This is a genomic window from Vreelandella aquamarina (assembly GCF_044805175.1).
Classification (GTDB): Bacteria; Pseudomonadota; Gammaproteobacteria; order Pseudomonadales; family Halomonadaceae; genus Vreelandella; species Vreelandella aquamarina_B.
The window spans coordinates 749,180-763,121 of sequence record NZ_CP085232.1 but is presented as its reverse complement, the minus strand read 5'-3'; the positions used below and the strand labels follow the sequence as shown (position 1 = coordinate 763,121).

Annotated in this window: 13 protein-coding genes; 9 read left to right on the top strand and 4 right to left on the bottom strand. The window is 60.3% G+C overall.

What is annotated here, in order from left to right; genetic code table 11:
* The first annotated feature begins 97 nt into the window (after positions 1–97).
* Together LG300_RS03555 and pta are read left to right on the top strand one after the other, a co-directional pair.
* A complete protein-coding gene (locus tag LG300_RS03555) occupies positions 98–1,282 on the top strand; it encodes an acetate/propionate family kinase (protein WP_404377040.1) in 1,185 nt (394 codons plus the stop codon).
* Positions 1,279–3,462, top strand: coding sequence for a phosphate acetyltransferase (gene pta, locus LG300_RS03550; RefSeq protein WP_404377039.1), 2,184 nt, complete (start codon positions 1,279–1,281; stop codon positions 3,460–3,462). Before LG300_RS03555 ends, pta begins: the two co-directional genes overlap by 4 nt.
* Before the next feature lie 105 nt (positions 3,463–3,567).
* Here pta and cyoE read toward each other — a convergent pair whose 3' ends face one another.
* The 3 genes from cyoE to LG300_RS03535 are packed head-to-tail and all read right to left on the bottom strand — an operon-like array spanning position 3,568 to position 5,564.
* Positions 3,568–4,491: a heme o synthase gene (gene cyoE, locus LG300_RS03545; RefSeq protein ID WP_404377038.1), complete on the bottom strand. Its 924-nt coding sequence runs from the start codon at positions 4,489–4,491 to the stop codon at positions 3,568–3,570.
* Positions 4,449–4,772, bottom strand: a complete 324-nt coding sequence (cyoD, locus tag LG300_RS03540) for a cytochrome o ubiquinol oxidase subunit IV (protein WP_404377971.1) — start codon at positions 4,770–4,772, stop codon at positions 4,449–4,451. The genes cyoE and cyoD overlap by 43 nt, the downstream gene beginning before the upstream one ends.
* 24 nt (positions 4,773–4,796) lie before the next feature.
* Positions 4,797–5,564: a DeoR family transcriptional regulator gene (locus tag LG300_RS03535; RefSeq protein WP_404377037.1), complete on the bottom strand. Its 768-nt coding sequence runs from the start codon at positions 5,562–5,564 to the stop codon at positions 4,797–4,799.
* A 281-nt stretch (positions 5,565–5,845) separates the two neighbouring features.
* Here LG300_RS03535 and LG300_RS03530 point away from each other — a divergent pair, with 281 nt between their 5' ends.
* From LG300_RS03530 to cdd, 7 genes are all read left to right on the top strand, one after another.
* A complete protein-coding gene (locus LG300_RS03530) occupies positions 5,846–6,691 on the top strand; it encodes an outer membrane protein OmpK (protein ID WP_404377036.1) in 846 nt (281 codons plus the stop codon).
* Positions 6,692–6,724: 33 nt separating this feature from the next.
* Positions 6,725–8,008, top strand: a complete 1,284-nt coding sequence (locus LG300_RS03525; RefSeq protein ID WP_404377035.1) for a NupC/NupG family nucleoside CNT transporter — start codon at positions 6,725–6,727, stop codon at positions 8,006–8,008.
* An 83-nt stretch (positions 8,009–8,091) separates the two neighbouring features.
* Positions 8,092–8,898, top strand: coding sequence for a deoxyribose-phosphate aldolase (gene deoC, locus LG300_RS03520; RefSeq protein WP_404377034.1), 807 nt, complete (start codon positions 8,092–8,094; stop codon positions 8,896–8,898).
* Positions 8,898–10,250 (top strand): thymidine phosphorylase, encoded by a 1,353-nt coding sequence (gene deoA, locus LG300_RS03515; RefSeq protein WP_404377033.1) that lies wholly within the window; start codon positions 8,898–8,900, stop codon positions 10,248–10,250. Before deoC ends, deoA begins: the two co-directional genes overlap by 1 nt.
* Positions 10,250–11,494 (top strand): phosphopentomutase, encoded by a 1,245-nt coding sequence (locus LG300_RS03510; RefSeq protein WP_404377032.1) that lies wholly within the window; start codon positions 10,250–10,252, stop codon positions 11,492–11,494. The genes deoA and LG300_RS03510 overlap by 1 nt, the downstream gene beginning before the upstream one ends.
* 208 nt (positions 11,495–11,702) lie before the next feature.
* Positions 11,703–12,428 (top strand): purine-nucleoside phosphorylase, encoded by a 726-nt coding sequence (deoD, locus tag LG300_RS03505; protein WP_253504079.1) that lies wholly within the window; start codon positions 11,703–11,705, stop codon positions 12,426–12,428.
* Between the two features lie 37 nt (positions 12,429–12,465).
* Positions 12,466–12,873, top strand: a complete 408-nt coding sequence (gene cdd, locus LG300_RS03500; RefSeq protein ID WP_044629006.1) for a cytidine deaminase — start codon at positions 12,466–12,468, stop codon at positions 12,871–12,873.
* On the opposite strand, the gene LG300_RS03495 is transcribed toward cdd, so the two are convergent.
* Positions 12,870–13,859, bottom strand: coding sequence for a LacI family DNA-binding transcriptional regulator (locus LG300_RS03495; protein WP_404377031.1), 990 nt, complete (start codon positions 13,857–13,859; stop codon positions 12,870–12,872). The genes cdd and LG300_RS03495 overlap by 4 nt on opposite strands.
* Positions 13,860–13,942: the final 83 nt, after the last annotated feature.

Below are 13,942 nucleotides of genomic sequence, written 5' to 3'. Positions count from 1 at the left end.
CGGCTAACGAAATTCTCCACTGATGTTCCGCGTCGCAGGATGTTAAACTAAAGTCTATTCCTCATACCTTTTAATTACTTTATTTACAAAGGCTGTTATGAACGCACCGGTACTGGTTATTAACTGTGGCTCTTCCTCTATTAAATACGCTTTGATTGATGCTGATCCGCAGGTACCGCGCTTAGCTGGGCTAGCTGAACGCTTAGGCAGCCATGACGCCCGCTTAAAAGGCAAAACCAGCACCGGTGAGAGCTTTACCCAACCGCTGCCTAACGCCGACCACGCCGAAGCCCTGAACGCCATTCTGCAGCGTTTAGAAGGCCGCGTGCCGGGCGCGGTAGGCCACCGCATTGTTCACGGCGGCGAGCACTTCACCCAGGCGGCGCTGATTGACGACAGCGTGATCAAGGCCATCGAAACCACGGCGGCCCTGGCACCGCTGCACAACCCGGCCAACCTGGCGGGCATAGCCGCCACCCGCAAGGTGTTTCCCGAGCTGCCTCAGGTCGCCGTGTTCGATACCGCGTTCCATCAAACGCTGCCGCCCCGCGCCTACCGCTATGCACTGCCAGAAGCACTCTATACCCAGCACGGCATCCGCCGCTACGGTTTCCACGGCACCAGCCATGCGTTTGTTAGCCAGCGCGCGGGCGAACTGAGTAGCCGTGGTGCGGGCGGCTGGCTAACCGCCCACCTGGGCAACGGCTGCTCCACCAGCGCGGTATGGAACAACCAGAGCCTGGATACCAGCATGGGCTTAACCCCGCTGGAAGGCTTAGTGATGGGCACCCGCAGCGGCGACGTTGATCCTGGCCTACATGCCCACCTGCACCGCCAGCTAGGCTGGTCGCTGGATGAGATCGATAATGTGCTGAACAAGCAGAGCGGCCTGCTGGGGCTTTCCGGCCTAACCAACGATATGCGCGAAGTAGAGGGCCAAGCGATAGCCGGGCACCCTGGCGCCAAGTTGGCGCTGGACGTGTTCTGCTACCGTATCGCCAAATCGCTCGCCGCCCTTTCCTGTGCCTTACCTGCGCTGGATGGCGTTATCTTCACCGGCGGTATCGGTGAAAACTCGCCCATCGTGCGTCGTGAAGTGCTGGCGCTGCTGCCCCACTTTGGTTTCAGCTTAGACGAAGCGGCCAACGAAGCCACCATCCGCGGCAAAGAGGGCAAGCTGGATAGCGCCGGTCATCAAGGCCCGGAAGTGTGGGTGATCCCCACCGATGAAGAGGGCCGCATTGCCATGGAAACCCGCCACTGCGTGGAGACCCCCGAATGAACAGCTCCCCCGAGCAACCCCAAGCCATTCTACTGGTGCCCACCAGCGTCGGTGCCGGGCTTACGTCCGCTTGCCTTGGTTTGATTCAAGCGCTCGACACCATCGGCCTAAAAGCCGGTTTTTTAAAGCCGTTTATGCAGAACGAGCTTAACGGGCCTGGCCTTGACCGCTCCACCGCCCTGGTATCGCGCACATTGAGCCAGCGCCCGCCGTCGCCCATCTCCCAGGCGCGCCTGGAGCGCTTGCTGCGCGACGACCACACCGACGAGCTGATGGAAAACGTCATCGAGCTCTACGAGCAGGTGGTGCAGCAGGCCTATCGGGACGGCAGCGCGTTGGACTTGGTCGTGGTGGAAGGCGTGGTGCCTACCCAGCACACTACCTATGCCACCCAAACCAACGCGCAGTTGGCCCACGCGCTGAATGCGCGCATTATTTTGGTCGGCACCGGTGACCTCAACGAGCCACAGGCACTGGCAGAAGAACTGGATATGCACGCCCGTAGTTTCGGCGGCGTCAGCTCTAGCCGCACCCTGGGCGGCATCCTGATGCGTATGAAGAACCTGCCCTACGGCCAGGAAGATGACCTTTCCGCCGCGCCGGGCACTATCAAGCCGCAGTTGGAAGAGCCAGTACTTAACGAGCTGCGCCGCTATTCTCCAGCGCTCGCCACCGATCGCTTCCACCTGATTGGCGTGGTGCCTTACAGCAAAACCCTGAGTGCCCCGCGCACCCTGGATGTCGCACGGGCGCTGAATGCCAAAATGTTCAACGAAGGGGAAGCCGCCAGTCGCCGTGTGCTCTCTACCAGCCTGTGCGCCCGCAGCGCGGCCAATGCGCTACACATCTTCAAACCTAGTAGCCTAGTCGTAGCCTCCGGCGACCGTGATGACGTGGTGCTGGCCTCGGCACTGGCGACCATGAACGGCACCCAGTTGGCGGGCGTGCTGCTGACCAACGGTTTTTTACCTAACGACGGCATGATTGAAATGTGTCGCCCAGCGCTGAAAACCGGCCTGCCGGTGCTGGTGGTAGAGACCGACAGCTTAACCACGGCGCAAAACCTGAGCCAGCTAAGCAGCGAAATCCCCATGGATGATTTCGAGCGCGCCGAGCAGGTGGCACGCTACGTCGCCGCCCATATGGATTTAGAGTGGCTAAAAGCCAAACTCAGCCGAGGCTATGCCCGCCGCCTCTCACCATCGGCCTTCCGCCATCAGCTAGTGAAGCTGGCCCAGCAAGCCAAAAAGCGCATTGTGCTACCGGAAGGCGACGAGCCGCGCACCATCGAAGCGGCGATTATCTGCCAGCGCCGTGGCATTGCCGACTGCGTCCTGCTAGGTAAGCGGGAAGATATCGAGAGTGTGGCCCACCACCGTGGCCTTGCGCTACCCGATGAGCTGACCATTATCGACCCCGAAAGCACCCGCGCCAGCTACATTGGCCCGATGGTGGAGCGTCGTCGTGGCAAGCTCAACGAGCTGACCGCCGAAGCGCAGCTACAGGACAACGTGGTGCTGGGCACCATGATGCTACAGCTCGATGAAGTGGATGGCCTGGTTTCCGGCGCGATTCACACCACTGCCAATACCGTTCGCCCAGCGTTTCAGTTAATCAAGACGGCACCGGAGTACAACCAGGTGTCGTCGATCTTCTTTATGCTGCTGCCCGAGCAGGTGGTGGTCTACGGCGACTGCGCGGTCAACCCGGATCCTGACGCGGAAACACTGGCGGAGATCGCCTTGCAGAGCGCCCGCTCCGCCGAGGCCTTCGGCATCGAGCCGCGCGTAGCGATGATTAGCTACTCCACCGGCGACTCCGGCACCGGCGCGGATGTAGATAAAGTCCGCGAAGCCACCCGCATCGCCAAAGAGCGCGCGCCGCATCTAGCCATCGACGGCCCGCTACAGTACGACGCTGCCGCCATCGAGAGCGTGGGCAAACAGAAAGCCCCCGACTCCCCCGTGGCGGGCAAGGCCACCGTGTTTGTATTCCCCGACCTCAACACCGGCAACACTACCTATAAAGCCGTACAGCGTAGCGCCCGTGTGGTCAGCGTTGGCCCGATGCTGCAAGGTCTGAACAAGCCGGTGAACGACCTCTCGCGTGGCGCGCTGGTAGATGACATCGTCTACACCATCGCCCTCACCGCGATTCAGGCCAGCCAGCGGGAAAGCTAAGCACTCGCCACTTTCTACCTACGCCAACAAACGCCCCGAACAGTGGACTGTTCGGGGCGTTTTAGGCTTTGCGTCAGGTTGAATCGTTAGGTTGGTTACCAAGCATCACGCCCACATGGGCACCATGGCTTCCAGCACCATCACTAAGCTCATGGCGGTAATGGTCAGAATCGACACGCCGAACACCTTCTTCGCCCAGCGCACGTCATCGCCTAAACGGTAGCCGCATAGCGCCAGGTAGAGCCAGTAGCCACCCATGGTCAACGCCACACACAGGTAACCGGCACCTGCTTGGCTGGCCAGTACCAGCGCCAGTGACGCAGGGATGAACGCTACGATATAGCCCAGAATGTGGTGCTTAGCCCGCTTGATGCCGTGGACCACCGGCAGCACGGGTATCGAGGCGCGGCGGTAATCCGCGTAGCGGAAAATCGCAATGGCGTAGGAGTGTGGCATCTGCCACAGGCAGAAAATCACCAGCAGCATAAAGGCACCGCTGTCGAACTGCCCCGTTACCGCGCAGTAGCCCACCACCGGCGGCATCGCGCCGGAAAGGCTGCCCACTAGCGTGCCGTACTCAGAGTGGCGCTTCATGTAGAGGCTATACACCCCGACATACACGCCCCAGCCAATCACCGCCAGCGCCACCGTCAAACCGTTAGTGCCCAGCGCCAAACAGACCACGCCGGCTACCCCCAACAGCGCTGAAATCCCCAGCGCCTGGGTGATCGAGATGCGCCCCTTGGCCAGCGGGCGATGGCGCGTACGCGCCATCAGTGCATCGATATCCCGGTCAATGACGTTATTACAAGCACAGCCTGAAGCAATCACCAGGGCAATGCCCACCATCACCGAGGCAAAGGTGACCCAATCGAAAGTGCCGTGGGCAGCCAAAAAGTAGCCGCCCAGGGTTGCAATCAGGTTGCCACCAATGATCCCCGGCTTAGTAAGCGCCAGCACGTCGCGCCAGCGGCTAGGAGCCACGTTTAGCCGATCATCATGTTGAGATGCAGATGCTGCATGATCCATAACGAGCCCCCTACCACCAGGACGAATATCGTCAGTGTGAAAACGAAGGACATCACGTTCCAGCCCTCGTCGGCTTTGGTATTCATCTGCATAAACATGACCCACTGAACCGAAGTCTGCAGCACGACTGTTATAGCGATGATCACCACCGTCGTGGCGGTGCGTAACGCACCGCTCATGACGACCGTAAACGGAATCACGGTTAGCACTAAAGATAGCAGAAGCCCCGTAACATACGATTTAACGCTACCGAGGGAAGAGGCCGCCGTGCCTTTCATCATCACGGCGTAGGTGGAAGCGCCCGGTTAGGCGAGGGTGACGCTCAGCGTAGGCAACGGATGATGCGCTAACAGGCCGGGGGCACGCTCATCGTCGGTCACCACGATATCGAAATCCTCCAACGAGGCAAAATAGGCCGGGCGCACCACGCCGAACTTACTGGCATCGACAATCAACAGTCGCTTCATCGCGGTGGCAATGGCCGCCTGCTTAGGCCCTACTTCATGGAAGTGGAAGCAGCTTACTCCCCGTTCACAATCCACGCCTGCGGCAGAGATCAGCGCTTTATTAATACCCAAACGCTCAATCGCCGCCCCCATGCCGTCGCTGCCAAATGATTGGGAGGAGGCGTAGAACAGCCCGCCCAGCAGCACTAGGCGCACATTGGGCAGCGCTGCCACGGCGTTGGCAACGTTAAGGGCATAGGTGACCACCGTTAATTCATGAAAGCGGCTTAGCTGGCTGAGCAGCGGAATCAGCGTAGAGCCGCAGTCGATAAACAGCGTATCGCCCTCTTCAATAAAGCTGGCAGCCCGCTGGCAAAGGCGCTGTTTTACTTGATAGTGGCTCGCCTGCTGCTCGGAGAGATCGTAAACCGGCGTGACGCCAGGGTAGCTGGCCATCACCAGCCGCCCCCCCAATAGGCTAATCGCTGAAGGTTGCGTTGAAAGGTCCCGCCGAATCGTCATTTCGGAGACTCCGCACAGTTCGGCGGCATCGCGAAGATGCAGTGTTCCCCCGCTGGCTAGCGCTTCTTGCAGCATCGCCAAGCGCTGTGCGCTCCGGTCGTTCATAGCAGGCATCTCCTTATGATGCATGTTGTTATCAATATTAGACCCAACTGGGCTACCTATGCTGCGCTAGCCCCTCGCTTATTTCCACTGCGGCGCACCATTAGACTCCGCCATGATGCGATTACCACATTTAAACATCGTTGATGTGACAATACTTGCAAATCAACGTTAAAAAAATAACACTCAATGTTATAATTTTAACATTAACGCCAGCCCACACGACCCACAACGCCGGTACGCCAGCTGCTCTGGCACCGAGATACAACCCTGTTGAGGCTTCTATGACAGCTCTACCCCTTTCCCGCTCTTCATCATTCGTCACGCTTGGCGCTGGCGTTTTACTAACAGGCGCTGCTTTAGCAACCCCCGCGTTTGCTGACGATGCCGAGCCGCACACCCTCGACCGTCTGTGGTCGTTTGCCAACGTTTCGGTGAACTACCTGGACTGGTCGAACGGTACCGAAGCACGCACCGCCAGCAACGCGGCGAAAAGCGACTTTACGTTTGTTGAAATCGAAGGCGGCGTCGGCTTTAGCTGGGGCGAATTTTACGGCTTCTTCGATTTCGAGAACCCGACTAACGATCAGTTCGACCAAGCCAGCGGCGGTAAAGACAACTTCCGCACCGCCGGTAAAGTGACATCGCACATCTACCTGGGCGACAGCCCACTATCGATTTACGCCCACCTGTACGATTTCCGCGACTACGGCTATAACGCCCGCGAGCAAGATCAAATTCTCGGTCTGGGCTACCGCAAAACCTTTGATAATGGCCTATGGTTCAAACCGTTCATTGGCGCAGCGCGGGTACAAAGCAATAGCTACACCGGCATGAACGGCTTTATGGCAGGCTGGGTAGCGGGCTACGACTTTACGGCTCTGAACCAGAACTTCAGCGTGACCAACTGGCACGAGCAAACCTTCGGCCGTGACGACGAGTACCTGACTCAGAACTACGTGGGTGACAAGGCCGGCAGCGTGGGCACCAACGGCGCGCTGAGCCTGTGGTGGCACCCGTCTGATTTAATCACTACCGGCGTGCAGTACCGCTACTCAGAGAATAAGCTGGGTACCCCGGACGCTTACCAAAATGCGATGATCTACTCAGTGAAGTTAAACTTACTGTAATCGCTCCACACCTCACGATCTGAAGGTACTCCTATGACCCTCATCATGAGCTTGGTTGGTATGGTCACCCTAGTGGCCATCGCCCTGATCTTCTCTTACGACCGCAAGTCGATTCGGCTACGCACCGTGCTGGGTGCCTTTGCTATCCAGGCAGGTATCGGTGCGTTTGTGCTCTACGTACCGTTTGGCCAGGCAGTGCTACAAGCCATTTCAGCAGGTGTTAGCCAGGTACTGGTGTATGCCAACGACGGTATCGGTTTCCTGTTCGGCGGCCTGGCCGATGTGGAAAACGTTGGCTTCGTGTTTGCCATTAAGGTATTGCCGGTCATCATCTTCTTCTCGTCGCTGATTGCCGTGCTCTACTACCTGGGCATTATGCAGTGGGTTATTCGGATTCTGGGCGGCGCCCTGCAGAAGGCGCTGGGCACCTCGCGTACCGAATCGCTCTCCGCGACCGCGAATATTTTCGTGGGCCAAACCGAAGCGCCGCTGGTGGTGCGTCCGTTTATTGCCCGCATGACCCCTTCCCAGCTATTTGCGGTGATGTGTGGCGGCTTGGCCTCGGTGGCTGGTTCTGTTCTAGCGGGCTATGCCGCGCTGGGCATTCCGATGGAGTATCTGGTGGCGGCCTCCTTTATGGCGGCGCCAGGCGGCCTGTTGTTCGCCAAACTGATCATGCCGGAAACCCAAGACTCCGAAGACAGCGACAGCGTTTCTAAAGTCGATGAAGAGCTGAAAGAGCAGGACGACAAGCCCACCAACGTGCTGGACGCAGCGGCGTCAGGTGCGACCTCCGGCTTGATGCTGGCAGCCAACGTTGGCGCGATGCTGCTGGCGTTCATTGGCCTGATCGCGCTGATTAACGGCATTTTAGGCGGCGTTGGCGGCTGGTTCGGCTTTGAATCCCTGAGCCTTGAGCTAATTCTGGGCTGGCTGTTTGCACCGCTGGCATTCCTGCTGGGCGTGCCCTGGGAAGAAGCGACCCTGGCAGGCTCGTTCATCGGCCAGAAGCTGGTGGTCAACGAGTTTGTGGCCTATATCAACCTGGCACCTTACATCGATGGGGAACAGGTGGTGGCGGCAACGGGTCAGATGATGACGCCGCATACCATGGCGATTCTCTCCTTTGCCCTGTGTGGCTTTGCCAACCTGTCGTCCATTGCCATTCTGCTGGGCGGCCTGGGTAGCATTGCCCCCACGCGCCGCAAAGAGATTGCCCGCTTCGGTGTAAAAGCCGTGTTGGCCGGTACGCTCTCTAACTTGATGTCTGCTTCTATTGCCGGCTTCTTTATTGCGCTGAGCAACCTCACGGCGTAACGCAGCGAGTACGACACCATGCAACGGGCGCTGCTATGTTTTCGCAGTGCCCGTTTTGTCTTTTATTGATTTGCGAGAATTTCATGAACGCGACTGCCTCCCCCCAGCTCACTCAAGCCCAACTCACCCAAGCCGCTCGCCAAGCGTTGACGCTGATGGATTTGACCAGCCTGAACGACAGCGACACCGACAGCGTGATCGAAGCGCTGTGCCAGCAGGTGAAAACGCCGTTCGGCAACCCGGCGGCGGTTTGCGTTTATCCGCAGTTCATCGTCACCGCTGCCCGCGCGCTTAGCGCCCACAAACTGGAGGGTCAGGTCAAGATCGCCACGGTAACCAATTTCCCCCACGGCGGCGACGACATCATGGGCGCTGCCCGTGAAACCCGCGAAGCCGTGGCGTCTGGCGCTCACGAAGTCGACGTGGTGTTCCCCTACCGCGCGCTGATGGCCGGCGATGAAGAGACCGGCCGCGAGCTGGTAGAAATGTGCAAAGCCGCCTGCGGTGGCCAAGCGCAGTTAAAAGTCATTATTGAATCCGGCGAACTCAAAGAGCCTGCGTTAATCCAACGCGCTAGCGAGCTGGCCATTGAAGGCGGCGCGGACTTCATCAAAACCTCCACCGGCAAAGTACCGGTCAACGCCACCCTGGAAGCCGCCGAGATCATGCTCAACGCCATTAAGGCCAGCGGCAAAGACGTTGGTTTTAAAGCCGCAGGCGGGGTACGTACCGCCGAAGAGGCCGCCGAGTACCTCGCGCTGGCCGCTGACATTATGGGCCCGCAGTGGATCACACCCGAGCACTTCCGGTTTGGCGCGTCCAGCCTGCTGGGTAACTTATTGAACACGTTAGGCGGCAATGCTGATGCCGCGACCAATGGAGGCTACTAATGCCGTCTACCGCTTCCCACCACGCCCTGCTTCCCCAAGAACTGATTCGCCTAAAACGCGACGGCCAGCCGCTGCCCGCCGAAGAGATCAAAGCCTTCGTACAGGGCATCGCCGACGACCGCATCAGCGACGCGCAGATTGGCGCCTTCACCATGTCGGTGTTTTTAAACGGCATGAGCCGCGAAGAAGTCGTAGCGCTGACTACCGCCACGCGGGACTCCGGCCACGTCATGCAGTGGGATTCGCTCAACCTGCCTGGCCCGATTGTGGACAAACACTCCACCGGCGGCGTAGGTGACCTGGTATCGCTGGTGCTAGGCCCCTGGGTCGCCGCCTGCGGCGCGTTTGTGCCGATGATTTCTGGCCGTGGCCTGGGCCACACTGGCGGCACGCTGGATAAGCTGGAATCAATCCCTGGCTACGACCCCTACCCCGCGCCCGAGCGCTTCAGCGATGTCGTAAAATCCACCGGTGTGGCGATCATCGGCCAAACCGGCAACCTCGCCCCGGCAGACAAACGCATCTACGGCGTGCGTGACGTGACTGCTACCGTAGAATCCATTCCGCTGATTACCGCTTCCATCCTGGGTAAAAAGCTAGCGTCTGGCCTGGACGCCCTGGTCATGGACGTTAAGGTCGGCAGCGGCGCGTTCATGCCCACCCCGGAAAAATCCCGCGAGCTGGCGAAAAGTATCGCCAACGTGGCCACCCAAGCAGGCACGCCCACCACCGCGCTGTTGACCGATATGAGCCAGCCGCTGGCCCCGTGTGCCGGTAACGCGGTGGAAATCGTCGAAACCCTGGCGCTGCTGCGCGGCGAGCGCGCCAACAGCCGCGTGATGCAGGTCACCCGCGAACTCGCCGTCGAGATGCTGATTGCGGGCAAACTCGTAGCCAACCGCGAAGAAGCCCTCGCCAAGCTGGACAAAGCGCTCACCTCTGGCGCGGCGGCGGAAGTCTTCGCCCGCATGGTGCGCGAGCTGGGCGGCCCCGCCGACTTTATGGAGCGCTCGGACAGCTACCTGGCCACCGCCCCGGTGATTCAGGCGGTGTACCCCGAGCAGAGCGGCATCGTGCAGCGCTTCGATACCCGCGCCGTGGGCATGAGCGTGGTGGAACTGGGCGGCGGTCGCCTGCGTAACGACGCCAGCGTCGACCACAGCGTCGGCTTTAGCGATATCGTCGAAATCGGCGACCGTGTGGATAGCCAGCGCCCGCTGGCCATCGTTCACGCCCGCACCGAAGAGGCCGCCGCTCGCGCCGCTGCTCAGCTACGTGCGGCGGTCACCGTCGGTGACGCCGAGGCCACCGCCGACACCCTGCTGCAAGAGACCTTCCGAGGAGAAGCCTAATGCGCCGTGCCATTGTTTTAGTACTCGACTCTTTTGGAATCGGTAGCGCGCCGGATGCCGCGACCTTTGGCGACCAGGGTGCCGATACCCTGGGCCACATCGCCGCTGCCTGCGCCCGTGGGGAAGCAGATACTGCCGAGCGTTCCGGGCCGTTGAAGCTCCCCAATATGGCCGCGCTCGGCCTGTTCCACGCCCACCGGGATGCCACCGGTAGCGTGGCGGAAGGCGTCAGCCTGCCCGAGCAGTTGAAAGGCGCTTACGCCCACGCGAAAGAGATCTCCAGCGGTAAAGACACCCCCTCCGGCCACTGGGAAATTGCCGGTGTGCCGGTGCGCTTTGATTGGGGTTATTTCAGCGACAAGACCGACAGCTTTCCCCAAGCGCTGCTGGATAGCATCGTTCAAGAAGCCGACCTGCCCGGCGTGATCGGTAATTGCCACGCCTCGGGCACCGAAATTATTGCCCGCCTGGGCGAAGAGCACATCCAAAGCGGCAAGCCGATCGTGTATACCTCGGCGGACTCCGTGTTCCAGATTGCCGCCCACGAAGAGCACTTTGGCCTAGAGCGCCTCTACGCCCTGTGCGAAACCGTGCGCGAGCTGCTGGAGCCGTACAACATTGGCCGCGTCATCGCCCGCCCATTTACCGGCAACAACCGCGACGACTTTGCCCGCACCGGAAACCGCCGCGACTACAGCATTGAGCCGCCGACCCCCACCGTGCTGCAAAAGCTCGCCGACGCCGGTGGTGAAGTGGTGTCGATTGGCAAGATCGCCGACATCTATGCCCACTGCGGCATTACCCACAAGGTCAAAGCCAGCGGCCACGACGCCCTGATGGAGGCCACCCTGGCCGAAGTGGCGCGCACTGCCCACGAGACTAGCAACCGCCCGACCATGATCATGACCAACTTCGTGGATTTCGATTCGGTTTATGGCCACCGCCGGGACGTGCCGGGCTACGCCGCTGCGCTGGAGCACTTCGATGCCCGCCTGCCGGAGCTGCTCGCCGCCCTCAACGACGACGACCTGCTACTGCTCACCGCCGACCACGGCTGCGACCCCAGCTGGGAAGGCACCGAGCACACCCGCGAATACGTGCCGATCATGGTACGCGGCGCAGGCTTCGCCCCCGGCCCGCTGGGCGAGCGCGGCACCTTTGCCGACATTGGCCAAACCCTCGCGGCGTTCTTCGCCGTAGACGCCATGGCCGATGGCGAGAGCTTTTTACCGAACGCGGCGTAAAGGCCGACAACCCCATTAGCACGTTAATGTGCACAGCCAGCATCAACCCGTAGCGGGGGTCTTTCGCCAGGGCCGGAAAGTGTTCCCAACAATTCCGGCATTTCCGCCATCCATGGCGGTCAGATGGCGGAAGTAGCGCCCAGGGAAGGGTTTACAGCGCCCCCGCCTAGGGTTGTTCTGGCTACTAATTTTTGTAGAGGAGTGTTCCATGGCTACCCCACATATCAATGCCGAGAAGGGCGATTTCGCCGATACCGTACTGATGCCCGGCGACCCGCTGCGCGCCAAGTACATCGCTGATACTTACCTGGAGAACGTGCGCCAAGTAAACGACGTGCGCAGCATGTTCGGCTACACCGGCACCTACAAAGGCCGCGAGATTTCCGTAATGGGCCACGGTATGGGCATCCCCTCCGTCTCCATTTACGCCAAAGAGCTGATTACCGATTACGGCGTCAAGTCGATCATTCGCGTAGGCTCCTGCGGCGCGGTACGCGACGATGTCAACGTGCGCGACGTGGTGATTGGCATGGGCGCCTGCACCGATTCCAAAGTGAACCGCATGCGCTTCAACGACCACGACTTCGCTGCCATCGCCGATTTTGAGCTGACCAGCCACGCCGTTGCGGCCGCCAAAGCGCAGAACGTGCCGGTGAAAGTCGGCAACATTTTCTCTGCGGACCTGTTCTACAACCCGCAAACCGATATGGCTGAGCTGATGAAGCGCTACGGCATTGTCGGCGTCGAGATGGAAGCCGCTGGCCTGTACGGCGTGGCAGCCGAGTTCGGTGCTCGCGCACTGACCATCTGCACCGTGTCTGACCACATTCTAAAAGGCGACTCGCTCTCCAGCGCCGACCGTCAAACCACCTTCAACGACATGATGGTGATTGCGCTCGACACCGTTCTGCGCGACGACGCTGCCAACGCTTAACCGCTTGGAATCAAGCGCCCACTGAGAGGATAACGCCATGAGCCAAGCGGATCAGGCATTGGTAGACACGCTGTTGACCACCCTGGGCAACGCCTACGCGCCCTACTCCAACCATCCGGTTGCAGCGGTCATGGAGTGCCCGGATGGTCAGCAGTTTGCCGGTAGTAACGTGGAAGTGGCCCACTACAAAGGGCTATGCGCCGAAGCCTCGGCTATTTCTGCCATGATTACCGCTGGCCAGCGCGAGCTTGCCAAGGTATACGTGATGGGCCCCGGCGAGCATCTCTGCACGCCCTGCGGCGACTGCCGCCAGCGCATTCGCGAGTTCGCCACCCCCAGCACGCAAATCATGGTGCTCTCCAAGCAGGGTGAAGTGCTAAAAACCTACACCATGGACAGCCTGCTACCCGACGCCTTCGGCCCGGAGCAGCTGCCGGGGCGTTAAGAGGTTTCTCGCAACACAAGCGCCACCGGCAGCGACACATGCCGGGGCGCTTTTCCCGCCAGCGCTTCGCTCAATAACTCGACACTCATCGCCGCAATGGCCGCAATATCCTGACGCACCGTAGTCAAGCCCGTAGCCAAGGTAGGCAGGTCGTCAAAGCCGGTGACGGCCACGTCTTCAGGCACGCGGATATCGCGATCTTCCAGCGCGGCGACACAGCCGAGCGCCAGCTCGTCGGTGGCGCAGACCAGCGCATCGAATGGTAGTTGCTCAGCGCCTTCATGATTAAGAAAGCGATTGAGATGGCGGTAGCTGGTCAGGGAGTCGGAGGTAAACCGATGGGGCAGGCTCAACAGCTGCTCGCTCAGCCCCGCCTCGGCCATCGCTTGTTGATAGCCGGAAAGGCGGCTGTGGGGGCGCGGCACGTCCAACTCCCCGCCCACAAAGGCAATCCGCGTTCGCCCGTGATCAATCAGGTGGCGGGTGATTTGGTAAAGCCCCGAGACATCGTCCGGGGCCACCGAAAAGCCTTCCCCGGCGTTGCCAATGCGTACAAACGGAGTGCCCGCCGCACGCAGTACGCCTGGGCGCTCGTCTTCCCCGGTTTCCCCTAACAAAATTGCTGCGCCTGCCCGTTCGGGCAGCTCATGGGTTTGGTCGTGGTGAAAGAAGATCGGCACCATGCCCTGCTGGTGCAGCGCTACGGTCAGGTGCTGGTAGAGCAGAATATAGTAAGGACGCAGCTCGATATCCTGACGCCCAAGGGAGATTCCTACGACGGCGGCTTTGCCGCTGATGAGCTGCCGGGCCGCCGCGCTGGGCTGATAGGCCACTTCGCGGCTGATGGTAAGAATTTTATCGCGCAGCGCGTCGCTGATTCCTGGCTTGCCATTGAGCGCCCGGCTTACCGAGGCAATCGAGACCTCGGCGCGCCGGGCAATTTCACGAATGGTGGCGGTTTGCGCGCTCGGTTTGTTCTGTTTCATGCCATGCCTCAGCAATTCGGGCCCTGATTGTACAAAAAGCGGGGCCGAAAATCGCTGACTGCACAGCCTGCAGAGCCATCAAC

Bases quoted from the DNA above. Each gene is read 5' to 3' on its own strand.
- LG300_RS03555 (WP_404377040.1), top strand. From the start codon at position 98: ATGAACGCACCGGTACTGGTTATTAACTGTGGCTCTTCCTCTATTAAA.
- pta (WP_404377039.1), top strand. From the start codon at position 1,279: ATGAACAGCTCCCCCGAGCAACCCCAAGCCATTCTACTGGTGCCCACC.
- cyoE (WP_404377038.1), bottom strand. From the start codon at position 4,491: ATGGATCATGCAGCATCTGCATCTCAACATGATGATCGGCTAAACGTG.
- cyoD (WP_404377971.1), bottom strand. From the start codon at position 4,772: ATGATGAAAGGCACGGCGGCCTCTTCCCTCGGTAGCGTTAAATCGTAT.
- LG300_RS03535 (WP_404377037.1), bottom strand. From the start codon at position 5,564: ATGAACGACCGGAGCGCACAGCGCTTGGCGATGCTGCAAGAAGCGCTA.
- LG300_RS03530 (WP_404377036.1), top strand. From the start codon at position 5,846: ATGACAGCTCTACCCCTTTCCCGCTCTTCATCATTCGTCACGCTTGGC.
- LG300_RS03525 (WP_404377035.1), top strand. From the start codon at position 6,725: ATGACCCTCATCATGAGCTTGGTTGGTATGGTCACCCTAGTGGCCATC.
- deoC (WP_404377034.1), top strand. From the start codon at position 8,092: ATGAACGCGACTGCCTCCCCCCAGCTCACTCAAGCCCAACTCACCCAA.
- deoA (WP_404377033.1), top strand. From the start codon at position 8,898: ATGCCGTCTACCGCTTCCCACCACGCCCTGCTTCCCCAAGAACTGATT.
- LG300_RS03510 (WP_404377032.1), top strand. From the start codon at position 10,250: ATGCGCCGTGCCATTGTTTTAGTACTCGACTCTTTTGGAATCGGTAGC.
- deoD (WP_253504079.1), top strand. From the start codon at position 11,703: ATGGCTACCCCACATATCAATGCCGAGAAGGGCGATTTCGCCGATACC.
- cdd (WP_044629006.1), top strand. From the start codon at position 12,466: ATGAGCCAAGCGGATCAGGCATTGGTAGACACGCTGTTGACCACCCTG.
- LG300_RS03495 (WP_404377031.1), bottom strand. From the start codon at position 13,859: ATGAAACAGAACAAACCGAGCGCGCAAACCGCCACCATTCGTGAAATT.